The organism is Novosphingobium lindaniclasticum LE124, assembly GCF_000445125.1.
GTDB lineage: Bacteria > Pseudomonadota > Alphaproteobacteria > Sphingomonadales > Sphingomonadaceae > Novosphingobium > Novosphingobium lindaniclasticum.
On sequence record NZ_ATHL01000092.1, the window covers coordinates 1 to 20691 of the forward strand.

Consider the following 20691-nt stretch of genomic DNA (forward strand, 5'->3'; position numbering starts at 1 on the left):
GGCTGCTTCCCACCGAGAGGTGAGCGGGAAGCAGCTGGGTTCAGGGACGCCCCTGAAACGGAGTCGATCAGCGCAGACGGCGACGCTGGAAGAAATTGACGATCGCGAGCAGCACGACGGCGCCGACGAAGGCGATGATCAGTCCGGTGAGCGAGAATTCCTGCACGCTTCCGCGAACGCCCAGCAGCGGGCCCGAAAGCGCATTGCCGATCACCGAGCCGACGCAGCCGACGACGATATTCATAAAGATGCCCATCGATGCATCGCGGTTCATGACCAGACTGGCCAGCCATCCGGCGATACCGCCGACGATCAGTGCGATAATCCAACCCATGAAATCCTCCTCTTTGCCTTGACTTGTAGATACTTGGGATCGAGCGACCGAAGACATAGCGACCTTCGCCTCGCTCCGTGCTTGCGGTTACGGACGCGTCCCCGCAGCCGTGGCGCCCTGCTCCCGGCTCGCCAGATGCTTCTTGAGGGCGTAACCGCCCGCCGCCACGGCGATGAGGCCCAGCGGGCCCATGCGGCGCAGAACCGTTGCGGCCCCGACGCCCAGAAGCGCGCCGCCCGTTCCGCCGACGCCGTTTACGTGTTGCGAGACGCTTTTACCGGCGATTGCGCCCAGGATCTTGCCGATCATAGAAAATCTCTTTCAGTTGCGACGAAACAAGGGTTTGCGGCCAAGCGCTGAGAGTTCGTCAGAGCCGCCGCCATGCTTGAGAAACACCGATCCGGACGTCCTGTTCCCGCCATCCGGAGGTGCGGTCCTCAGGTGAGCGAGAGATCGATCTTCGGCGAACCGTAATAGCTGGATACGCGATCGGCGTAGGCCTGATCGAACTCGGGCGGATTGTTGGCCCAGCTCGGCCCGCCCTCCAGCAGGCGGCGGTCGATCGTGACGCTATAGCTGTCCGTGATGGGATCGAAGGACAGCAGTTCGAACGGCAGGGGGTAGTAGCTCTTGCCGAGGCCCAGAAACCCTCCCAGGCTCAGCACGGCGTACATCGAGCGGCCGGTGCGTTTGTCGATCATCAGCGAGTGCACGGAGCCGATGGAATCGCCGTCGCGACCGGTCACTTTGGTCCCGTCGATCCTGTTCGATGCGACCAGGAGGTTCGTTTCTGCTGCGGGGGAGCCGGACGGCTGGTGATCGGACATGATTCCTCCTTTTTGACCTGATCCATCAACCGCAGCGATGCACCATCGTTCCCGGAAGCCGCCCATTTCCAAGTCCCGGTGCGAGGGGCTGCGATCGCCGCCGAGTGACCCTTTCAATTTCGTCTCATCCAAGCACCGGGCCACCGACGAGTGCCTGATCGTCAGTTAATCTCAATCACTGTTCGGGCGGGTCGTGGAACTGAAGAAGGTCCGGGCGAGTAGAGATGGCGCACCGGGCACAAGTGCAAATCACCATGACACTGGAGCAATCGGATGTTCATCCACAACAAGCGTCTTCAATATACCGTTCGGGTTTCCGAGACCAATCCTGTACTTGCATCGATGCTGCTGGAACAGTTCGGCGGCCCCGATGGCGAGCTTGCAGCGGCCATGCGGTATTTCACTCAAGGACTTGGCGAAGACGATCCGGGCCGCAAGGACATGCTGCTGGATATCGCAACCGAGGAACTGAGCCACCTGGAAGTGATCGGATCGATCGTCGCCATGCTGAACAAGGGTGTCAAAGGCGCTCTGGCCGAAAAGACCATGGAAGAGGCCGAGCTGTTCATGCAGATGAACGCGGGCGGCGACAGTCACACCCAGTCTTTGCTCTACGGCGGCGGGCCTTCGCTTACCAACAGCTCGGGCGTGCCCTGGACGGCGGCCTATGTCGACAGCCGCGGTGATCCGACGTGCGACTTGCGCTCCAACATCGCGGCGGAGAGCCGCGCCAAGATCGTCTACGAGCGGCTCATCAACATCACCGACGATCCGGGCGTCAAGGAAGCTCTGGGCTTTCTCATGACCCGCGAAGTGGCGCATCAGAAGAGCTTCGAAAAGGCGCTCTATTCGATCAAGGAGAATTTCCCTGCCGGCAAGCTGCCGGGCGTTGCGGCCTACGCCAATCTTTACGTGAATACCTCGCAGGGCGAAGGCGATGCGCAGGGTCCCTGGAACACCGGCGACCAGTGGGAGCGGATCGACGATATCGAGGCCAACCTGCCGGTCGACGGCGGCGACGGACAAGCGAGCGTCGGGCTTACCGACGCTGAAAAGGAGGCGGCGGCGCTCATGCTCACGCGCCTCCAGTCCGATCCCAATGCAGAGCCGATCACCGGAGCCGATCTGGGGGCCGGGCCGGGTGCCGGCAAGGTCGCCAACGGCGATTTCGGCGGGGCGCAGGACATCCACGAGGCCGGCGACATCGCGGCCGCAAAGACGGAGTGACATCGGATGAGTTCGCGTGAAGAGACTTACCGCGAGGAGTTCGTCTCGGGGCTGCGCAACGCGCACGCTCTGGAGCATCAGGCGCTGGCCCTGATGGACCGGCAGATCGAGCACCTTGCCGAGTACGCGGAAGTGGAAGTGCGTCTCAGAGGTCATCGGGGCGAAACCGAGAAGCAGATCGAGCGGCTGGAGACGATCCTGGCGGGGCTGGACGAAAGTCCGTCGACTCTGAAGGACACGGCGCTGACGATCTCCGGCAACCTTGCCGCGCTGGCGCATACCTTCGCTTCCGACGAGATCCTCAAGAACAGCTTCGCCAACTACGCGTTCGAGAGTTTCGAGGCGGCCAGTTACAAGGCGCTGATCGTCATGGCGGAGAAGGGCGGATTTACTTCGGCCGTTCCCCTCCTCAAGCAGACGCTGTCGGAAGAACTCGCCATGGCGACGTTCCTCGACGAGACCCTGCCGATCATCGTCAACAAGTATCTCGAACGCCGCGCCGAAGGTCTGCAGGCCAGTCACTAACGGCGTGAGGCTGAGGAGATGAAAAGCCGGTGCTGCCTTTCGGCAGCGCCGGTTTTTCCATTCCCGGCCAAGTCTTGCAGCGCTCTACCGAGTGAAAAAAGGCCCGGTTCCTTGTACCGGAACCGGGCCTTCCCCCATTGACCTGCGTTTTCGAACCTCCGGCTATTCCGCCGCGACGGAAATCGAACCGAGCCCGCCCTGGGCGTCACCGCAGATTTCCTCGGCGAACCACTGGCAAGTGTGGATCAATCCTTCGGCGAGCGGCATGCGCGGTTGCCAGTCGAGCAGTGCCCGCGCGCGCGAGATGTCGGGGCGTCTGCGGCGCGGGTCGTCGACCGGGAGCGGGAGATGCGTCACGTTGGCGGTGCGGCCCAGGGTCGCCAGCACGCTGTCCAGCAGTTCGATGACGGTCCTTTCCTCGGGGTTTCCCAGATTGATCGGCTCCAAACCGTCGATTTCGCTTTCCATGAGGCGGATGAGGCCGTCCACCATGTCCGAGACGTAGCAGAAGCTGCGGGTCTGCGATCCATCGCCATAGATCGTGACGTCGCGGCCGGACAGGGCCTGGCAGATGAGGTTGGACACGACGCGGCCGTCGTCGGGATGCATGTGCGGCCCGTAAGTGTTGAAGATGCGTGCCACGCGCACGTCGGCCCGCTTCATGCGGGCGAAGTCGAAAGCCATGGCTTCCGCCGCGCGCTTGCCTTCGTCGTAGCAGGCGCGGGGACCGGTGCAGCTTACCCAGCCGCGATAGTCCTCGCGCTGCGGGTGGACTTCGGGATCGCCGTAGACCTCGCTGGTGGAGGTCAGCAGGAACCGCGCCCCGCTCGCTTCGGCAAGGCGCAGCAGGTTGTCGGTGCCCACTACGCATGTGAGCATGGTATGCTCGGGATCGGCCTGATACTGGGGCGGCGAAGCGGCGCAGGCCAGGTTGTAGATCCGGTCGAACCGCCCGGTGCGATAGAGGATTTCGCGCGGGAGCGGGTTGACGATGTCCGCCTCGATGAATTCGAAGTTCGGATGCTCCTCAAGCTTGCGCAAGTTCGATGGACGCGCGGTCTGGAGGTTGTCGAGGCATACGACGTGCTCGCCGCGGGCAAGAAGCTCCGCGCAAAGGTGCGAGCCGATGAAGCCGGCGCCGCCGGCTACGAGTGTCAGGCGCTCTTGGCCCTGGGGCATGGGTCGGTTCCTCTCCTGCGTCGCAGCTGGTTTCTGCATCCGCGCTTCGTTGATGTGATCTTCCATCTCGCGCGCCCGGTGGGCGGCGGTGTGGGCCGAAAGGACGCGGCGACGCGCCGCAAGGCCGATCTCTTCTGCCGGTTGCGCCAGGGCCTGTGCCGCTTGCTCGCCGGTGTCGGCCAGGAGGATCTCGGTGCCCGGCTCCAGCACGGAATCGATGCCTTCCCATCGGTCGGAGAGGATCGGCGTACCGCAGGCCGCCGCTTCGAACAGGCGGACGGAGGGAGACCAGCCCGCCGCGATCATGTCTGCCCGCGTGACGTTCAGCGTCATGCGGGAAGCGCTGTAGAAGGCGGCATGTTCGGCCGGCGGCAGATGTTCGATCCGCTCGACATTGCTCGGCCAGTCGATGTCCTTAGGATATTGCGGCCCGGCGACGGCGAAGCGCAGTTGTGGGTATTGCCGCGCGGGTTCAAGTAGCAGTCGCTCCAGAGTAGGCTGCCGATCGGGACTGTAGGTGCCCAGGTAAGTGAGATCCCAGCGCTTCGGAACGTCGAGCGGCTGATAGTCCTGGGGATCGACGGAGCAGTACAATGCGCGCGCCATCGGGGCGCCGAATGCGTCCTCCAGACGTCGCAGGGTAGGGCCGCCGGTGAAGGAGAGATAGAGATCGTAACCGGGGATGATCTCGGGCGAGAGATACTCGTGGTCGCCGCGTTCGAGCTTGGCGAGCGTGACCGGCGTGTCGATGTCGTAGAACGCTTTCACGCCCCTGGCATGGGCCTGGACGAACCTGCCCACGGCAACGCCGTCGGGGACGTAGGAGCCGACCACGACTGCGTCCGCGCCCGCGATCTCGTTCTTCCAGCTGTCCAGTTCGCCCAGCGTGCGGTAATAGGCGAGGCGGCAGAAATCGGGATCCACAAGGTCGCGGTGGACGCCCGAATACCAGGGCACTTCACGCTCCAGGAAGAGGATATCGTGCCCGCGCGCGGCGAAGGCCCGCAGCAGTGCTCGGAAGGTGGTGGCATGCCCGTTGCCCCACGAAGAGCCAAGGCTGAGCCCCAGGACGACGAGTTTCATGCCACCTCCCTCGCGCGTTCGCGGTGTTGCTGGAAAATGCGGTGAACCTGCTCGCCGCGCAGAGTGTACGTGTGCTCGCGAAGGACACGCTCGCGGGCGGCCTCACCGATGCGGCGGGCCTGTTCCTCGGTCAGGCCCTGCAGGTGGTCGGCCAGGTCCTGGCCGTCGCGCGCGACGAGCACTTCCTCGTCGGGCTTCAGGAACAGCTCGATGCCTTCCCAGGCGTCGGTGATGAGGCAGGCGGCGGCACCGGCCGCCTCGAAGACGCGGGTGGCGGGCGAGAAGCCGATCTCCGCCATGGAATCGCGTGCCACGTTGAGCACGGCGCGCGGCGTGCAGTTGAAAGCGTTGTGCGCGCCGGTGCCGACATGGCCGATCGGGTCGACGTTGGACGGCATGGACTTGTCGTGCCACCCGTTTCCGCCGAGGAGGAACCGGGAGCCGGGAAGCTGTCCGGCGGGCCTCAGGAAGAATTCCTCGATGCGCGCCTCCCGGTCCGGCAGGCGATTGGCCAGCAGTCCGAGATCGGCAGCGAAGCGTTCGTCGCGCGGCACGGGGTGGTGCGTGTCGGGGTCGAGAGCATTGTAGACCGGGATGCACCGGGCGGCGCCGAAGCCTTCGTAGGCCTCCACCACAGGCGGCCCGCCGCCGTAGGTGAGCACCATGTCGAGGTCGGGTAGGGCGCGCAGCACCGGGTGGGACGCATCGGCGCGCATCTCGTCGAGCGTCGCTGCCGCATCGACGTCCCAGTAGAGGCGCAGCGCGTGCGGCCGGCTCTGGGCGAGAACCCCCTCCAGCAGTTCGCGGTCGTAGACGCCTACCCCATTCGCCTTGACGACGATGTCCGCCTGACCGGCCTCGGCCAGCACGGCGCGAAGGCCTTCCTCGCTGGCGGGATAGACCACGCTGCGCGCCCACTCCGGCGGATCGATGTCGCGGTGCTGCTGCCGGTCGAAGGCGTCGGGCTCGTAGAAGGTGATCTCATAGCCGTGCGCGGCCAGCGCCTTGAGAATGCCGCGATAGTAAGTCGCTGCACCGTTCCAATAGGAGGAAAGCAGGCTCGATCCGTAGAAGGCAATCTTCATGCGGCATCCTTTTCGGTTGCATCGGCGCGGTGGGAAGGAGCGAGGCTGGCGACGATGGCGAGCAGTTCGTCCACCCGATGCGCGCAAGTGTGGCGGCTCAGAATGGTCTCGAGGCCGCTGCGGATCAGGTCTTCGCGAAGGGCTCGATCTTCCCGGATCGCTGCCAGATGGCAGGTCATCTCCGTGCCGCTCCGGGCGACCAGATAGTCCTCGCCGGGCCGGAACAGGCCCTCCGCATCGTCCCAGGGCGCGGAGACCAGGGGGATGCCGCAGGCCAGTGCCTCGAACACGCGGATCGTGGGGATGCCGGGCAGGATCGTCGCATAGTAGCGGCGCGGCACATGGACGGTGGCGAGGTGTCGCGCGAAGATCGCGGGCGCCGCGGCATTGGGCGCCCAGCCATGATACCGGGCGCCATGCGCCTCCAGCATGGCCAACGCCTCCGCCGGATAGCGTACGCCGTAGATGTCCAGCGGCAGATGCGCCTCCCGGGCGGGCCGCAGCAGGAACGTCTCGATCTCCTGCGTCCGCTCGCCATCACCCCAGTTGCCGATCCAGACAAGGCCCTCGCGGTGGCTCTGGGGGGGCTTTTCAGCCTGAGCTGGATGGAAGCGGCGCGTATCGGCGGCCTCGTGCCAGGTCCATACGCGGTCTCCCCAACCCCAGGCGCGATAGACCTCGGACAGCGTCTCGCCGAAAGCCAGGACACCGTCGAACCCGGAAAGATCGAAGGCGCGAATGGCCTCAGGATCGCTGACGGCGCGGTGATGGGTATCGTGGAACAGCAGCCTGAAGCGGCCCCCGCGCGACCGCTGACGGCCCAGCGCGGCGACGAGGCGAGGGTCGTTCCATTCGTGCACGATGACGAGATCGGCGCGCTCGACCAGAGGAGCGGGGTCGGCGCCTTCTTCATATCGCCGCGAGGAAAGCTCCGGATAGGCAGCGCGGTAGGCGTCGAGGCCGCTCTCGCCGTGGTCGGCCAGCAGGTTGGCAAGGCTCCAGGCGCCTTCCGGCTCCCAGACCTGGATCTCATGGCCGCGCGCTGCCAGTTCGCTGAGCACGCCGCGCAGGAAATGGGCGTTGCCGTGATTCCAGCACGAGGCCAGCGAATGGGTGAAGTAGACGATCTTCATGCAGCGGCCCTTCCTGATCCTTCGCGGGATTCCAGCAGTTCGGAGTAGATAGCGAGCATCGCGTCGGCGCTTGCCTGCGGGGAATAGCGGGCGGCGCGCGTCCTGGCGGCGGCGCCAAGGTCCTGCCGCAGCGATGGAGACGCGAGCAGGCTTTCGATGGCTTCGACATAGGCGGCCTCGTCGTCGCCGCCGACGAACAGGGCTGCCCCGTCCCACAACTCGCGAAAGCCGGGAATGTCGGAGAGGACCAGTGCGCAGCCGGCTCCGGCAGCTTCCAGAACGGCCAGCCCGAACGGCTCGAACGATGCGGCAGACACGAAGATGGGACGGGAGGACAGCCGCTCGCCAAGTTGTTCGGCATCGAGCTGTCCCAGCACCGAGAGATGATCCAGCGTGATCGTCTCGCCGTGCGGACCGATCGCGGCACCGGCGGCGGCAAAGGGCACGTTCAGGCGGCTCGCCACGCGGTCGAGCAGGTCGGCGCGCTTGACGCGGTCCCACAGGCGGCCGACCGTGAGCACGTCGTTGCTCGGCGGCTGCTGGCTGCGGGGCGTGTGCAGGGCAGCGGGCAGGGGCGCGCGGCCGTTGTGAACCACGCGCGGCGTCTCATCCAGGGCGTAGTGCCGCGCGATCGTGGCGGCATAGCTGGCCGTGGGCGCGACCAGGCGATCTGCCGCGATCAGTCCCGCGCGCATCAGATCGCGGTGCCAGGCGTATTGGCTGTCGAGCGGTTCGTCCTTGGCCGCTTCCCACCAGGTGGAGACGCAGCCATGGGTGACGGCCACGACCGGCATCTCGAACCGGGCGGCACCTGCCAGAGTCGGCATGTTGAGCTGGACGAGATGGACGCCCAGATCGCCTGCAAGGCGCGCCACGGCCTCGGCCGCTGCGCGAACCGGCGCGGCCTGGTCGCAGAGCCAGTCGAGCGGGAGCCCGGTTTCGACCAAGTGCACTCCGGGGATTTCGCGCGATTCGGCAAGCTGGTGTGGATCCGGCGTAGGCCCCAGCAGGGCAAGCACGGGCTCCACACCGCGCGCCGCCAAGCCGCGCGCGAGGTCGAGGCCGTACTGCCACACGCCGCCCACCGCGTCGACGGTGATCAGGACTCGCATGGAGCCGCCGTTCACGATGCCGGCGTTCACGATGCTGCCGCTTGCTGGACGCGCAAGTCGACATGCCCCGCCGCCGGAAGCGGTATGCCGCGCTCGTCCGCAAGCCAATGTGCAAGGCGCGCCACGCCGTCTCGCCAGGGGCGAGACGGGGCGAGCTGCAACGCCTGGCTTGCGGCGCGGGTATCCGCAACGAAGTACCGCTGGTCTCCCGCCCGCCAGTCGTCGAATGAGACCTCGGGCCGGGTTTCCAGCAGGTCGCCGATGTGCGCGATCAGCGTGCGAAGGCTGACGGCATTGTCGGCGCCGCCCCCGAGATTGAACGCCCGGCCGCTGATGCTCTCGATGCCGCGCCAGGCGGCCATGTAGGCATCGACGGCATCGCTCACTTCCAGGATGTCGCGCACCTGATGGCCGTCCCCGTAAAGCGTTATCGGCGCGCCTTCGAGAGCGCGGATCAGGAAGTGGGCGACCCATCCCTGGTCCTCGGTGCCCATCTGGCGCTCGCCGTAGATGCAACTCATGCGCAGCACGGCGGCGGGCAGCCCGTAGCTGCGCGCATAGTCCAGGACGTACTGGTCCGCGCCCCCCTTGGAACAACCGTAGGGCGTGTGGAAATCCAGCGGCCGATCTTCGCCGATGCCATTAGCGCGGATCTCGCTGCGGCAAGGCAGATACCCTTCCGGCGTAAGATCGAAAGCGAGGTCGGCCAAGTCGCCGTAGACCTTGTTGGTCGAGGCGAAGATCACCGGAACGCGCCGGCCCGTGGCGCGCACCGCTTCGAGAAGGTTGAACGTGCCGCCCAGATTGATGTCGAAGTCTTCCCGCGGATCGGCAAGGCTGGTGGTTACCGCGACTTGCGCCGCCATGTGGAACACCGCGCCGGCCTCGCTGGCGGCCTGGGCCAGGGCGGCACGGTCACGCACATCGGCGATCACAGGACGGATCAGGTCGCGGTGCCGTTCCGCCAGCCAGGCGAGGTTGCGCTCGACACCGCTGCGGCTCAGCGCATCGTAGACGATGACCGGATAGCCTTCGCCGGCCAGCCGGTCGGCAAGGTTGGAGCCGATGAACCCGGCGCCGCCTGTGACCAGGATCGGCCGCTTGCTCACGCCGCTCATGCCACCAATCCTCTCGCTTCGAGTTCGGCACGCGCCTGGCTCACCCGGTCTTCGGCAGTCTGCAACTGGACCCACTCGGCAAGCTCGGCGAGGCCCTCCTCGAAGTCCTGCCGGGCAGTGAAGCCCAGCTTTTCCGCCGCGAGCGCGGTGTCGCAGAAGCAGTGGCGGATATCGCCGATCCGCGCCTTGCCGACGATCTCGGGTTCGATGTCGTTCTTGCCCATGGCGCGGGCGAGCGCCTGGGCCACCTCGGTCACCGAACGATCCTGGCCGGAGCCGATGTTGAGGGTCTGGCCTTTCGCTCCGGGCAGGACGAGGGCGTCGGCGAAAGCGCGCGCCACATCGCTGACGTGAACGAAGTCGCGGCGCTGCTCGCCGTCCTCGAAGATCATCGGCTGCTGCCCGTTGAGCAGGCGCGACGCGAAAATGGCGAGCACGCCCGTATAGGGGTTCGACAGCGCCTGTCCGGGGCCATAGACGTTGAACAGGCGCAGGCACACGCTTTCGATGCCATAGGGCGCGCCCATGATATGGGTGGTGCGCTCCTGCACATACTTGTTGAGCGCATAGATCGACGCGAGATTCGGCCGCTTCCATTCCGGCGTGGGCAGCGGGGAGAGCGCGCGTCCCTGGCTATCGAGCGGATCCCACACTTTCTGTCCGTCGCGCACGGTCCCACGTTCGGCGTCTTCTACCGTCGCCCCTTCCGCGTCATGGTAGAGCCCCTCTCCGTAGATGCTCATGGAAGAGGCGGTCACCACGCGGCGAACGGGATTGTCGATCAGGCGTTCGAACAGGACGGCCGTGCCGACGTCGTTGGCCGACGTATAGCGCTCCACTTCGTACATCGACTGACCGACGCCGACTTCGGCGGCAAGGTGGATCACGCTATCGACACCTGCCAGCGCGCGAGCGACCGCATCCCCGTCGCGCACGTCGGCATGGATCAGTTCGACATCACCGGGAAGTTCCGCAGGCTGCGGATCGTCTCCGTGCACTTGGGGAATGAGCGCGTCGAGGAGGCGAACGCGGTGCCCGCGTTCCAGCAATTCGCGAGTAACGAACCGGCCGATGAAGCCTGCTCCGCCGGTAATGAGAACGGTCTCGCTCAATCATGCCTCCATAGCAGAAGTTAATCTGAATTATAAATCGGTGAAATACTTGGATTGTGGAGTGCTGTCATTGCAACGTTCGGCCAAATGCTTTTTCTTCCTCTTTGTTCCCGGCCGGTAAACGCGTGAAATTAAACGATCCACCAGGGAAGAATGGTGCACTTGTATCTCCCAGGTGCACCTTCAAATCGCTTTTTCCGGCAGTTCAGCGGAGGGTATCGCTTTGAAGACATTGATCCTTGTTCGTCACGGGCATCACGCCGAAATCGGACGTGTGTTGAGCGGCCGCTCCGAAATCGGGTTGGATGCGCAAGGCCTGGCGCAAGCGCGATCGCTCGCTGCTGCGCTGTCCGCTGTTCGGCTGGCCTCGCTTCATTCCAGCCGCCGGAGACGCGCTTTGGAGACGATCGCGCCTCTGGCCCGACAGGTGGATCTGCCTGTGACTGCCGATGCGGCCCTGGACGAGATCGACTTCGGGAGCTTCACCGGCAAGCCATTCGAAAGTCTGGATAATGATCCCGAATGGCACTGCTGGAATGCGCAACGAAGCGCGGCGCGTTGTCCCGGCGGAGAAACGATGACGGAAGCGGCGGAACGGGCCATAGCCTATGTCGAAGGCCTCGAGGCTCCCGCCTTTCCGGCCCTGCTCGTCACCCATTGCGACATCATCCGCGCGCTTGCGGCGCTGACATTGGGAAGGTCGCTGGACGCACTGCTCGAACTGCCCTGCGAGCCTGCTTCGCGCACGACTTTCGACGTGGCGAACGGCCATTGGCGGCTGCTCGCGCTGAACGAAGCGACCTTGATTGAAGAAGATGCCGCCCGATCTGGTAAGTTGATCCAGGATAATATCACTTTGTGAGAAAAATATTCTGCCCTCGTGTCGCAGTATAATCCTGATCAATACTGGCAATGAATTTCAGCTTTGTTGAAGCTTGGGCCGAGATCTTTGGGAACAGGGAAGGCGCCGCGTGGTTTCGGCCTTCATTCCGCATCGCTCCGGCAAGGAGGCAGGCCGGACTGCATCGTCCATCGTTTCGAGAAAGGGAGCCTCGTTTGAATCAGGCGACACAAAGGACCGCCCCGCGCGTGCGCAGCGATGGCCTCAGGGAAGAGATCGAGGCGCTCGGCCCCTGGTTTCACAACATCGATCTGGACGGCATCGAGACGGCGCCGGACCATTTCCTCGGCGACTATCCGCGTGCGAAGTTCGAGCGGTTTGCCGACGCCCTGCCGGACCTCGCGGGCAAGACCGTGCTCGACATCGGCTGCAACGCCGGGTTCTACGCCATCGAGATGAAACGGCGCGGTGCGGCGCAGGTTCTGGGGATCGACAGCGACGATCGTTACCTTGCGCAGGCGCGTCTCGCCAGCGAGGCCATGGGCTACCGGGATATCGAGTTCGCCAAGCTGTCGGTCTACGATGTCGCTGCGATCGGGCGGCGGTTCGATCTCGTGATCTTCATGGGCGTGCTCTACCACTTGCGCCATCCGCTGCTCGCACTCGATCTGATCCGGGAGCATGTCGCCGACGACATGCTGTTGTTCCAGACGATGCAGCAGGGCTCCGACGAGGTCATCGACGTTCCCGAGGATCATCCCTTCTTCATGCCGGGAACGTCCGAGCCGCCGGCCTTCTTCGACGCTCCGGGCTATCCCAGGATGCACTTCATAGAGCGCGAATTCGCGCATGACTGGACCAACTGGTGGGCTCCCAACGCGGCGTGCAGCCAGGCCATGCTGCGCGCGGCCGGTTTCGTGCCGGAGCGCACCGCGGAGCCGGACGTCTACTTCTGCCGGACCGCGCCGGTCCCTTATGCCGATTTCGGGCCGGCAGCCGTGTACCCCGCAAGAGCAGGAGGCGAGCGATGATCGAAGCAGCGATGCTCTGGAACGAGCCCAACAACAAGTCGCACTGGGACCCGCTGCTCGACCCGGACTGGTCGCTCTTCGCCGATCACGTCATCCGCGCGGGAGAAGCCATCGCCTCCGTCAACCCCGGCTTGACGCGGGTGCTGGGCGGGATGTCGCCGATCGATCCGGCCTGGTTGCAGCGGATGGCCGGATATGGCGCTCTCGATGCGGTGGACGTCGTTGCGGTTCACGGTTTTCCGCTCGACTGGAACCTCTGGCCGCTGGACGCCTGGCCCAGCAAGATCGCCGAGATCAAGGCCGTCACCGACAAGCCGGTCTGGGTGACGGAAGTCGGCGTCAGTTCGTTCGGCGCCGAACAGGTGCAGGTGTTCGGGCTGGAGCGGACGATCGAACTGCTGCAAGGCGTGGCGCCGCGGGTGTTCTGGTACTCCCTGTTCGATCTCCCGACCAGTTGGGGTGCGGAAACGCGGCACCGCGAGGCGGAAGGTTCATCGTACTACCGGCATTTCTATCTGGGCCTCATCCGTGAGGACGGCACGCCCAAGCCCGCGCTCGAGGTCTACGCGCGCCACGCGGCGGAGATCGGGCTGATGCAATGGTTCCACTTCAACGATCCCCGGCTTGACGAGGCGGTGGCGTGGATGAAGCGCCTGGGAACGCGGCGCATCCGCACTGGCCTCTCCTGGGCGGACAGCTTCCGTCCGAATGCCACCGACTGGTTCGATCGCCAGATGGAAGCGCTGCAGGACTTCGACGTGACGCTGACGTTCTGCTTCACCCCGCAGCATCTCGGCATAGCGGAACACCATACCAGCCCGGCCCGCGAGCCTCAGGCTTTCGCCGATTTCTGTGCCTGGATGATCGATCGCTATGCACCCGGTCGGCAGGACACGTTGCGCACGCTGGCCACGCCGGGACCGGCGCATACGTTGAGCGCGCCGATGCCGGCGGAGGGCGCAGGGGCGCACGTGCCGGAGCTTTCACCTCTCAACTTCGACCGCGACGAGCGCCTCGCGGCGGAAAGGAGTTTCGTCTGATGCTGTCTCCCGAGCCACGCGGCATCAATGTCGCCATCGCCGGCCTGGGCAATTGCGCAAGTTCGCTGGTCCAGGGGATCGAGCATTACCGGGCCGGTGCCAACGACACGGTCGGGCTGATGCACTACGATCTTGCCGGCTACCTGCCCAGCGACATCCGCATCGTGGCCGGCTGGGACGTCGACCGGCGCAAGGTGGGGCGAGACGTGGCCGAGGCGATCTTCGCCAAGCCCAATTGCACCGCCGTCTTCTGCGAGGAGATCGAGCCGACCGGCGCGGTCGTGCGCATGGGCCGGGTGCTCGACGGCGTGGCAGATCACATGGCCGATCATCCGGAAGAACGCACGTTCCTCCTGTCGGACGCGCCCGAACCCAGCAAGGAGGATGTGGTGGCCGTGCTGCGCGAGACGCGCGCCGATGTGCTGATGAACTACCTTCCCGTAGGATCGCAGGAAGCCACCGAATTCTATGCCGAATGCGCACTCGAAGCGGGGGTGGCCTTCGTCAACAATATCCCGGTCTTCATCGCCAGCAACCCGGAGTGGGCGGACCGCTTCACGCGCGCAGGGGTTCCGATCATCGGGGACGACATCAAGGCGCAGCTCGGTGCCACGATCGTTCACCGCGTATTGACCGATCTGTTCAAGAAGCGCGGAGTCAAGCTGGAGCGGACCTATCAGTTGAATACCGGCGGCAATACCGATTTCCTCAACATGCTGAACCGTTCACGCCTGGCTTCCAAGAAAGAGTCCAAGACCGAAGCGGTACAGGCCGTGGCGCAGCGCAGGCTGGAAAACGAGAACATTCATGTGGGGCCGTCCGATTACGTGGCTTGGCAGAACGATAACAAGGTCTGCTTCCTGCGCATGGAAGGTCAGCTGTTCGGGGGCGTCCCGATGAACCTCGAGCTGCGGCTGTCGGTGGAGGACAGCCCGAACAGCGCCGGCGTGGCGATCGACATGATCCGCTGTGCCAAGCTGGCCGCCGACCGCAAGCTGGCAGGCCCGGTCGTTCCCGCGGCCGCGTGGTTCTGCAAGCACCCCGGTCAGCAGATGACCGACGACGAGGCTTACGCGGCGTTCGAAGCCTTCATCCAGTGACCGGATCGGGGGGCGCGGCGGTACCGGAGCCGGACGGCAAGCGCCCGGGCGGGATCGCACGCCTGATCGGGACGGGGATCATCACCGGAGCGGCGGACGACGATCCTTCCGCGATCGGTACTTATGCCAGCGCCGGTGCGCGCTTCGGGTTCGCGTTCCTGTGGATCGCCCCGGTGCTCCTGCCGATGATGTACGTGGTCGTCTACCTGTCCGCCAAGATCGGCCGGGTCTACGGCAAGGGCCTGTTCGGAGCGGTTCGCGACCGCTATCCGCGCTGGCTGCTCGCCGTGCTGGTGGCGGGCGCTTTCACGGGCAACCTCATCGAGGCGGCGGCGAACCTGGGAGGCATGGGGGCCGCGCTCAACTTGCTGGTTCCGGTGCCTATTCCGCTGATCGTCGTGGGTGTCGCCGTGATCGTGGTCGGCCTGCAGATCTTCGGAAGCTACGATCTCATCCGCAGTGTGTTCCGCTGGCTGACGCTCGCTCTCTTCTCCTACGTCGTAGCGGCCATCCTCGCGAGGCCGGATTGGAGCGCGGTCCTTTCCAGTACCTTCATGCCGCCGATGCGGTGGGACAGCGAGTTCCTGATGATGGTGGTCGCCTGCATCGGCACCTCGCTTTCCGCATACGTCTATACCTGGCAGTCCAACCAGGAGGTCGAGGAGCAGATCCTGGAAGGGAAGCGGCACTGGTGGCAGCGGCGTGGCGCGAGCCGGGCCGAACTCATCCGCACCCGGCGGGAGGTGATCGTCGGGATGTTGTTCTCCAACCTCATCCTCTACTTTATCATCCTTTCGACCGGCGCCACGCTTCATGCCAGCGGCCAGCATGAGATCGGCAGCGCCGCGCAGGCGGCTGCCGCGCTCGAACCGCTCGCCGGCCCCTGGGCAAAAGTGCTGTTTGCCGCCGGCGTCGTCGGCGTGGGGTTCCTGGCGGTGCCGGTCATGACGACCGGCGCGGCCTACGACCTCGTGCAGGGGATCGGAGGCAAGGGCAGCCTCCATCACCGCCTCTCCGAGGCCAAGCTGTTCTACGGCGTCATCGTCCTTGCGACGATGATCGCCGTCGCTCTGAACTTCCTGGGCTTCAACCCGATGCGGGCACTGGTCTGGTCGGGGATCGTCCAGGGCTTTTCCGTTCCACCCCTCTTGTTGGTGATGATGTTGATGACGAACGACCGCGTGATGATGCAGGGCCGCCGTAACGGCGTGCTGACGAATGTGTTGGGCTGGGGGACGACGGCGGCGACCTTTGCCGCCACGGCCTGCCTGGTGGGAGCCTGGGCGCGATGAAGGCCGCGATCCTCGAGAAGCCCGGTGTCATTGCCCTTTGCGATGTGGCACGGCCAGAGCCCGGGCCGGGCGAAATCCGCATCCGCCTCGAAGGCTGCGGCGTCTGCGCGTCGAACCTGGAGCCCTGGGCGGGACAGGAGTGGCTCACTTATCCGGGCGAGCCCGGCGGGCTCGGCCACGAGGGCTGGGGACATGTCGATGCGCTGGGAGAGGGTGTGGAAGGCTTCAAGGTCGGTGACCGGGTGGCCGCGCTCTCGTTTCGCAGCTTCGCCGAATACGACCTGGCTGCCGCCGAGATGACGATCAAGCTGCCCGGCGCGCTCGAAGGTCGGCCGTTTCCGGGCGAGCCGCTCGGCTGCGCGTTCAACATCTTCCGCCGCAGCGACATTCGTCCGGGCCAGACGGTGGCGATCATCGGCATCGGCTTCCTGGGCGCGGTGCTGACCCGGCTATGCAGCGAAGCCGGAGCCCGTGTCATTGCCATTTCCCGCCGCGAGGAGTCCCTCGCGCTCGCCCGCAGCTACGGCGCGGCGGAAACCGTGCCCATGGACGACCATTGGGCGATCATCGAGGAGGTGAAGCGCCTCACCGGTGACGCGATGTGCGAACGGGTCATCGAAGCGGTGGGCAAGCAGTGGCCGCTCGATCTGGCCGGTGAACTCACGGGCTTCGGCGGGCGCCTGATCGTCGCGGGCTACCATCAGGACGGGCCGAGGCAGGTGAACATGCAGGGCTGGAACTGGAAAGGCATCGACGTGATCAACGCGCACGAACGCGATCCGGCCGTGCAGATGCAGGGTCTTCAGGAAGCTCTCGACGCCGTGGCGACGGGGCGACTGGATCCGGAGCCGCTCTATTCGCACCGGTTCTCCCTGGAGCAGCTCGGCGAAGCGTTGGACGCGACGCGCGACAAACCCGGTAACTTCGTCAAGGCATTGGTGATGATCGCATGAAACCGCGCATCGGATTTCTCGGCACCGGCTGGATCGGTCGCCACCGCATGGAAGCCATGCTCGCCACCGGACTCGTGGAGGCGGCCGCGATTTGCGACCCCTCGGAGGCGTGCCTTGGACAGGCAGCCGATCTTGCGCCCAAGGCGAATATCGTCGCCGATCTGGAAGAGATGCTGGAACTGGACCTCGACGGTGTGGTGATCGCTACGCCGAGCGCGCTCCATGCTGCACAGTCTATCTCGGCGCTCAAGGCCGGAAAGGCGGTGTTCTGCCAGAAACCGCTCGGCAGGACTGCGCCGGAAACGGCTGCCGTGGTCAATGCGGCGCGCGAGGTCGATCGCCTCTTGGGGGTCGATCTGTCCTATCGCCACACGCAGGCCATGAAAGCGATCAGCGAACTCGTGCAGTCGGGAGAGTTGGGCGAGATCTTCGCGATCGACCTGACGTTCCACAATGCCTACGGCCCGGACAAGGCCTGGTTCTATGACCCGGAGCAGTCCGGTGGCGGCTGCGTGGTCGATCTTGGCGTGCACCTGGTGGACCTGGCGCTCTGGACCATGGGCTTCCCGTCAGTCGGGGATGTGGACGCGCGGCTGCTCAGCGGCGGGCGCCCTCTCGAACCGGGACAAGTGGAAGACTATGCGCTCGCCAGCTTTGCCGCAGGCGGGACCCAAGTGCGCCTGGCCTGTTCGTGGAAGTTGAATGCCGGCCGGGATGCGGTCATCGAAGCGGCATTCTACGGTACGCGGGGCGGGGCGGCGCTACGCAACGTGGACGGGTCGTTCTACGATTTCACCGCGCATCGTTTCCACGGGACCGCCGCCCATCCGCTGGCCGATCCGCCTGATGCCTGGGGCGCGCGAGCGGCGGCGGACTGGGCCGGGCGCATCGCGGCCTCGCCCCGCTTCGATCCGGCGGCGGATGAATTCGTCCGAGTGGCCGAAGTTCTCGACCGGATCTACGGCAGGTGATGGGCGTAAGCTGAATGGCCGGGACGGCACGGCCCCGAGCCGTGCCGTCCTGTCGATCAGGCCGCCAGATGACGGGATAGATGCTTGTTCATCTCGAACATGGTGACTTTCTTCGTTCCGAACACCTTGCGCAAATTGTCGTCCGCCAGGATCTCGCGCCGGTCCTTGGGGTTCTGCAGGTCGTTCTTCTTGATGTAGTCCCAGACCTTCTTCACGACTTCGCTGCGCGGCAGGCGATCGGAACCGACGATGCTTGCCAGGTCTTCGGAGGGCTGGACGGGAGCGGTGATCCCGCCGCGGGCGCCGCCGGCCGGCTTGCCGGTCTTCTTGACTTTGGCTTCGGCCTTGCGGGTTTCTTCTTCCCCGCGCTCTTCACGTGAACGGCTCATGACGGGCTCTCTCTCGATGATGACGCAACGCGCCTTTCGTTCAATTCAATTCGCGAAAATGGCAAAAGTTTCGCGGGAAACGACTGTGCTGCGGTGAAGATGTCAGTATGTAGGCAGTTCATGCCGGCATCTTCATCTACAAAGAACCTGGGAGGAACTGCCGGATAGTGGGTCAAGCCAGCGCCGTGTCGAAGAACAGCATGAGGGCAAGGCCGATGAAGAAGGCGCGCGATGCCTCCGCGCTTTCGCCATCCTGCGCCAGATCCGGCAGGATCTGGGCGATCACGATGTAGAGCATGGCGCCGGCCGCCAAGGCCAGCCCGGCAGGCAGGAGAACGGTGGCAAGCGTGACGAGCAGTGCGCTGGCCAGTCCAGCGACCGGCTCGACCAGTCCCGAGGCGAGGGCGCCCAGGGCGCAGATCCGGCGCCGATAGCCGATGGTGGCCAAGGCTCCGGCGACGGCCAGCCCCTCCGGTATGTTCTGGATACCGATGCCGACCGCCGTGGGAATGCCGGACCCCAGCGAACCGTCGGCAAAGCTCAGGCCGACGGCGGCGCCTTCCGGGAAATTGTGGAGCGTTATCGCCAGAATGAGGAAACAGGTCGATCTGTGCCGGTTGTCGATCGCTCCGCCGGTCGCCTGGGCGACGATGTCGAGAGAGGGCAGCGCGCGGTTCAGCCAGGCAAGTCCGGCAGCGCCGGCCAGCACGCAGCCGGTGACGAGCGCGGATACCGACCAGCTTCCGAGACCTTGCGCCCGCCCGGCCTCCAGGGCGGGAACGATAAGCGAGAAGAACGAGGCGGCGAGCATGACCCCGGAGGCGAAGCCCAGCAGCCTTGCCTTCTGATCGGCGATGGATCTCCCACGTACAAGGATCGGAAGCGCGCCGATCGCCGTCGCCAGGCCTGCGGCAAGACTCCCCAGAAAGCCCCAGACTACAGGCGACATGCGGCAGCCTTGGGCAGTGGATCATGGGCGCTGTTTGCCCGGAAGGTTTCTCGTAAGCGCAGCACTGGAGACGGGATCCTTGCCGATATTGTATGGAACGTGCGGAGGAAAGCAGGGGGGTGCGGGAGTGTTCCCCCTTGAGGATGATCGACAGGCAGCCCGCACGGCGATCGGGGACGACTGGGTTCAGGCGGAAGACGGCGGTTACACTAGTCATCTGAATCTAAAGTTCGCCACATAATGTGCGTTCTGCGGTCTGGCAGAAGCGCTTGACCGAGGCGAGGATCTCGTCTGCCGACTTTGTCCATCGGTACGGCTTTGGGTTCTGATTGTGACGTTCGATGAAGGTTCGGATGTCCTGCTCCAGTTCGCTCGTGGAGGTATGAACTCCGCGGCGTAACTGCTTGCGGGTAAGCTCGGCAAACCAGCGTTCGACCTGGTTGATCCAGGATGCCGAGGTTGGCGTGAAATGGACATGGTAGTGCGGGCGACGGGCGAGCCATGCCCGGACCAACGCGGTCTTGTGAGTGGCGTAATTGTCCATGATGATGTGGACATCGAGGTCGCGCGGTACCTGCGCGTCGATCTGTTTGAGGAAGTCGAGAAACTCGGTGGCGCGGTGACGCTTGTAGCATTTGCCGATGACAAAGCCCGAGGCAATATCGAGCGCTGCGAAGAGTGAGGTCGTGCCATGACGGACATAGCTGTGCGTGCGGCGCTCCGGCATGCCAGGCATCATCGGAAGGACCGGCTGCTCGCGATCGAGAGCTTGAATCTGGCTCTTCTCGTCCACGCTGAGCACCAACGCTCGGTTGGGCGGCGACAAATACAGACCGACGATATCGCGGACCTTGTCGACGAACAGCGGATCGCTCGACAGCTTGAACGTCTCCGAGCGATGCGGCTGAAGTCCGAAGGCGGTCCAGATGCGTCGGATCGTCGTGTGTGAGAAGCCAGTTTCTCCTGCCATCGAGCGGATCGACCAGTGGGTCGCGTCATCGGGCTTTGAACGCAGCGTCCGCTCGATCACGGCCGCCACCTGATCGTCCGCGATCGATCTGGGCCTGCCTGGTCGAGCCTCGTCCAGCAGCCCTTCGATACGATCCTTGAGAAAGCGCCGGCGCCACTTGCCGACGGTGTGCTCATGCACTCCCAACTCCGCCGCTACGACCTTGCTTTGGATGCCGTCCGCGCAGCGTAGGATGATCCGACACCGCTCCGATATCGAGCGGGATACCCGCCGCCGCCGGACCTGCCGCTCCAAATACTCACGTTCTTCAGGCTCCAAAACCACCGGTGCCGTCGGCCGTCCGCTCGCATTCGCCATGCTGCGCTCCTCTTGTCGCACACACAACATACAATGAAGCTTACTTTAGTTCCAGATGACTAG

Annotated in this window: 21 protein-coding genes; 9 read left to right on the forward strand and 12 right to left on the reverse strand. The window is 64.9% G+C overall.

Annotated elements, in window-relative coordinates; genetic code table 11:
* Window positions 1–67: 67 nt before the first annotated feature.
* The 3 genes from L284_RS38895 to L284_RS38905 form a co-directional block, all read right to left on the reverse strand.
* Window positions 68–334, reverse strand: coding sequence for a GlsB/YeaQ/YmgE family stress response membrane protein (locus tag L284_RS38895; RefSeq protein WP_021234790.1), 267 nt, complete (start codon window positions 332–334; stop codon window positions 68–70).
* A gap of 87 nt (window positions 335–421) precedes the next feature.
* Complete coding sequence (locus L284_RS38900) at window positions 422–643, reverse strand: hypothetical protein (RefSeq protein WP_021234791.1); 222 nt, start codon at window positions 641–643, stop codon at window positions 422–424.
* Window positions 644–771: 128 nt separating this feature from the next.
* Window positions 772–1161 carry a PRC-barrel domain-containing protein gene (locus L284_RS38905; RefSeq protein ID WP_021234792.1) on the reverse strand — a complete coding sequence of 130 codons (390 nt, stop codon included), beginning with the start codon at window positions 1159–1161 and terminating at the stop codon, window positions 772–774.
* Between the two features lie 273 nt (window positions 1162–1434).
* On the opposite strand from L284_RS38905, the gene L284_RS38910 reads away from it, so the two are divergent.
* A complete protein-coding gene (locus L284_RS38910; protein ID WP_021234793.1) occupies window positions 1435–2388 on the forward strand; it encodes a manganese catalase family protein in 954 nt (317 codons plus the stop codon).
* A 6-nt stretch (window positions 2389–2394) separates the two neighbouring features.
* Window positions 2395–2913: a ferritin-like domain-containing protein gene (locus L284_RS38915; protein WP_021234794.1), complete on the forward strand. Its 519-nt coding sequence runs from the start codon at window positions 2395–2397 to the stop codon at window positions 2911–2913.
* Between the two features lie 162 nt (window positions 2914–3075).
* On the opposite strand, the gene L284_RS49035 is transcribed toward L284_RS38915, so the two are convergent.
* From L284_RS49035 to L284_RS38940, 6 genes are read right to left on the reverse strand one after another with little or no spacing between them, the layout of a single operon-like run.
* A complete protein-coding gene (locus L284_RS49035; RefSeq protein WP_021234795.1) occupies window positions 3076–5175 on the reverse strand; it encodes a bifunctional glycosyltransferase/UDP-glucuronate decarboxylase in 2100 nt (699 codons plus the stop codon).
* On the reverse strand, window positions 5172–6260 hold the full coding sequence (locus L284_RS38920; RefSeq protein ID WP_021234796.1) for a CgeB family protein: 1089 nt from the start codon (window positions 6258–6260) through the stop codon (window positions 5172–5174). The genes L284_RS49035 and L284_RS38920 overlap by 4 nt, the downstream gene beginning before the upstream one ends.
* The gene (locus L284_RS38925) at window positions 6257–7393 is read right to left on the reverse strand and encodes a CgeB family protein (RefSeq protein ID WP_021234797.1); all 1137 of its coding nucleotides are present in this window, start codon (window positions 7391–7393) and stop codon (window positions 6257–6259) included. The genes L284_RS38920 and L284_RS38925 overlap by 4 nt, the downstream gene beginning before the upstream one ends.
* Window positions 7390–8535 carry a glycosyltransferase family 4 protein gene (locus tag L284_RS38930; protein ID WP_021234798.1) on the reverse strand — a complete coding sequence of 382 codons (1146 nt, stop codon included), beginning with the start codon at window positions 8533–8535 and terminating at the stop codon, window positions 7390–7392. Before L284_RS38930 ends, L284_RS38925 begins: the two co-directional genes overlap by 4 nt.
* A complete protein-coding gene (locus L284_RS38935) occupies window positions 8532–9623 on the reverse strand; it encodes an SDR family NAD(P)-dependent oxidoreductase (RefSeq protein WP_021234799.1) in 1092 nt (363 codons plus the stop codon). The genes L284_RS38930 and L284_RS38935 overlap by 4 nt, the downstream gene beginning before the upstream one ends.
* A complete protein-coding gene (locus tag L284_RS38940) occupies window positions 9620–10735 on the reverse strand; it encodes an NAD-dependent epimerase/dehydratase family protein (protein ID WP_021234800.1) in 1116 nt (371 codons plus the stop codon). Before L284_RS38940 ends, L284_RS38935 begins: the two co-directional genes overlap by 4 nt.
* A gap of 175 nt (window positions 10736–10910) precedes the next feature.
* Between L284_RS38940 and L284_RS47510 the strand changes: the two genes are divergently transcribed.
* The 7 genes from L284_RS47510 (at window position 10911) to L284_RS38970 (ending at window position 17963) form a co-directional block, all read left to right on the forward strand.
* A complete protein-coding gene (locus tag L284_RS47510) occupies window positions 10911–11597 on the forward strand; it encodes a histidine phosphatase family protein (protein ID WP_268745355.1) in 687 nt (228 codons plus the stop codon).
* A 227-nt stretch (window positions 11598–11824) separates the two neighbouring features.
* A complete protein-coding gene (locus tag L284_RS38945) occupies window positions 11825–12607 on the forward strand; it encodes a TIGR04290 family methyltransferase (protein WP_021234803.1) in 783 nt (260 codons plus the stop codon).
* Window positions 12604–13647, forward strand: a complete 1044-nt coding sequence (locus L284_RS38950) for a glycoside hydrolase 5 family protein (RefSeq protein WP_021234804.1) — start codon at window positions 12604–12606, stop codon at window positions 13645–13647. Before L284_RS38945 ends, L284_RS38950 begins: the two co-directional genes overlap by 4 nt.
* Window positions 13647–14747, forward strand: coding sequence for an inositol-3-phosphate synthase (locus tag L284_RS38955; protein ID WP_021234805.1), 1101 nt, complete (start codon window positions 13647–13649; stop codon window positions 14745–14747). Before L284_RS38950 ends, L284_RS38955 begins: the two co-directional genes overlap by 1 nt.
* Complete coding sequence (locus tag L284_RS38960) at window positions 14744–16039, forward strand: NRAMP family divalent metal transporter (RefSeq protein ID WP_021234806.1); 1296 nt, start codon at window positions 14744–14746, stop codon at window positions 16037–16039. The genes L284_RS38955 and L284_RS38960 overlap by 4 nt, the downstream gene beginning before the upstream one ends.
* Window positions 16036–16992, forward strand: a complete 957-nt coding sequence (locus L284_RS38965) for an MDR/zinc-dependent alcohol dehydrogenase-like family protein (RefSeq protein WP_021234807.1) — start codon at window positions 16036–16038, stop codon at window positions 16990–16992. Before L284_RS38960 ends, L284_RS38965 begins: the two co-directional genes overlap by 4 nt.
* Window positions 16989–17963 (forward strand): Gfo/Idh/MocA family protein, encoded by a 975-nt coding sequence (locus L284_RS38970; protein ID WP_021234808.1) that lies wholly within the window; start codon window positions 16989–16991, stop codon window positions 17961–17963. The genes L284_RS38965 and L284_RS38970 overlap by 4 nt, the downstream gene beginning before the upstream one ends.
* Window positions 17964–18019: 56 nt before the next feature.
* Here L284_RS38970 and L284_RS38975 read toward each other — a convergent pair whose 3' ends face one another.
* From L284_RS38975 to L284_RS38985, 3 genes are all read right to left on the reverse strand, one after another.
* The gene (locus tag L284_RS38975) at window positions 18020–18352 is read right to left on the reverse strand and encodes an SWIB/MDM2 domain-containing protein (RefSeq protein ID WP_021234809.1); all 333 of its coding nucleotides are present in this window, start codon (window positions 18350–18352) and stop codon (window positions 18020–18022) included.
* Between the two features lie 172 nt (window positions 18353–18524).
* Window positions 18525–19301: a ZIP family metal transporter gene (locus L284_RS38980; RefSeq protein WP_021234810.1), complete on the reverse strand. Its 777-nt coding sequence runs from the start codon at window positions 19299–19301 to the stop codon at window positions 18525–18527.
* 223 nt (window positions 19302–19524) lie between these two features.
* Window positions 19525–20628, reverse strand: a complete 1104-nt coding sequence (locus L284_RS38985; RefSeq protein WP_031341929.1) for an IS630 family transposase — start codon at window positions 20626–20628, stop codon at window positions 19525–19527.
* Between the last annotated feature and the right edge of the window lie 63 nt (window positions 20629–20691).

Excerpts from the sequence above, each read along its gene's own strand:
- L284_RS38905 (WP_021234792.1), bottom strand. The coding sequence starts at position 1,161 with ATGTCCGATCACCAGCCGTCCGGCTCCCCCGCAGCAGAAACGAACCTC.
- L284_RS38975 (WP_021234809.1), bottom strand. The coding sequence starts at position 18,352 with ATGAGCCGTTCACGTGAAGAGCGCGGGGAAGAAGAAACCCGCAAGGCC.
- L284_RS38970 (WP_021234808.1), top strand. The coding sequence starts at position 16,989 with ATGAAACCGCGCATCGGATTTCTCGGCACCGGCTGGATCGGTCGCCAC.
- L284_RS38910 (WP_021234793.1), top strand. The coding sequence starts at position 1,435 with ATGTTCATCCACAACAAGCGTCTTCAATATACCGTTCGGGTTTCCGAG.
- L284_RS38920 (WP_021234796.1), bottom strand. The coding sequence starts at position 6,260 with ATGAAGATTGCCTTCTACGGATCGAGCCTGCTTTCCTCCTATTGGAAC.
- L284_RS38935 (WP_021234799.1), bottom strand. The coding sequence starts at position 9,623 with ATGAGCGGCGTGAGCAAGCGGCCGATCCTGGTCACAGGCGGCGCCGGG.
- L284_RS38985 (WP_031341929.1), bottom strand. The coding sequence starts at position 20,628 with ATGGCGAATGCGAGCGGACGGCCGACGGCACCGGTGGTTTTGGAGCCT.
- L284_RS38955 (WP_021234805.1), top strand. The coding sequence starts at position 13,647 with ATGCTGTCTCCCGAGCCACGCGGCATCAATGTCGCCATCGCCGGCCTG.
- L284_RS38895 (WP_021234790.1), bottom strand. The coding sequence starts at position 334 with ATGGGTTGGATTATCGCACTGATCGTCGGCGGTATCGCCGGATGGCTG.
- L284_RS38965 (WP_021234807.1), top strand. The coding sequence starts at position 16,036 with ATGAAGGCCGCGATCCTCGAGAAGCCCGGTGTCATTGCCCTTTGCGAT.
- L284_RS38915 (WP_021234794.1), top strand. The coding sequence starts at position 2,395 with ATGAGTTCGCGTGAAGAGACTTACCGCGAGGAGTTCGTCTCGGGGCTG.
- L284_RS38900 (WP_021234791.1), bottom strand. The coding sequence starts at position 643 with ATGATCGGCAAGATCCTGGGCGCAATCGCCGGTAAAAGCGTCTCGCAA.
- L284_RS38950 (WP_021234804.1), top strand. The coding sequence starts at position 12,604 with ATGATCGAAGCAGCGATGCTCTGGAACGAGCCCAACAACAAGTCGCAC.
- L284_RS38980 (WP_021234810.1), bottom strand. The coding sequence starts at position 19,301 with ATGTCGCCTGTAGTCTGGGGCTTTCTGGGGAGTCTTGCCGCAGGCCTG.
- L284_RS49035 (WP_021234795.1), bottom strand. The coding sequence starts at position 5,175 with ATGAAACTCGTCGTCCTGGGGCTCAGCCTTGGCTCTTCGTGGGGCAAC.
- L284_RS38925 (WP_021234797.1), bottom strand. The coding sequence starts at position 7,393 with ATGAAGATCGTCTACTTCACCCATTCGCTGGCCTCGTGCTGGAATCAC.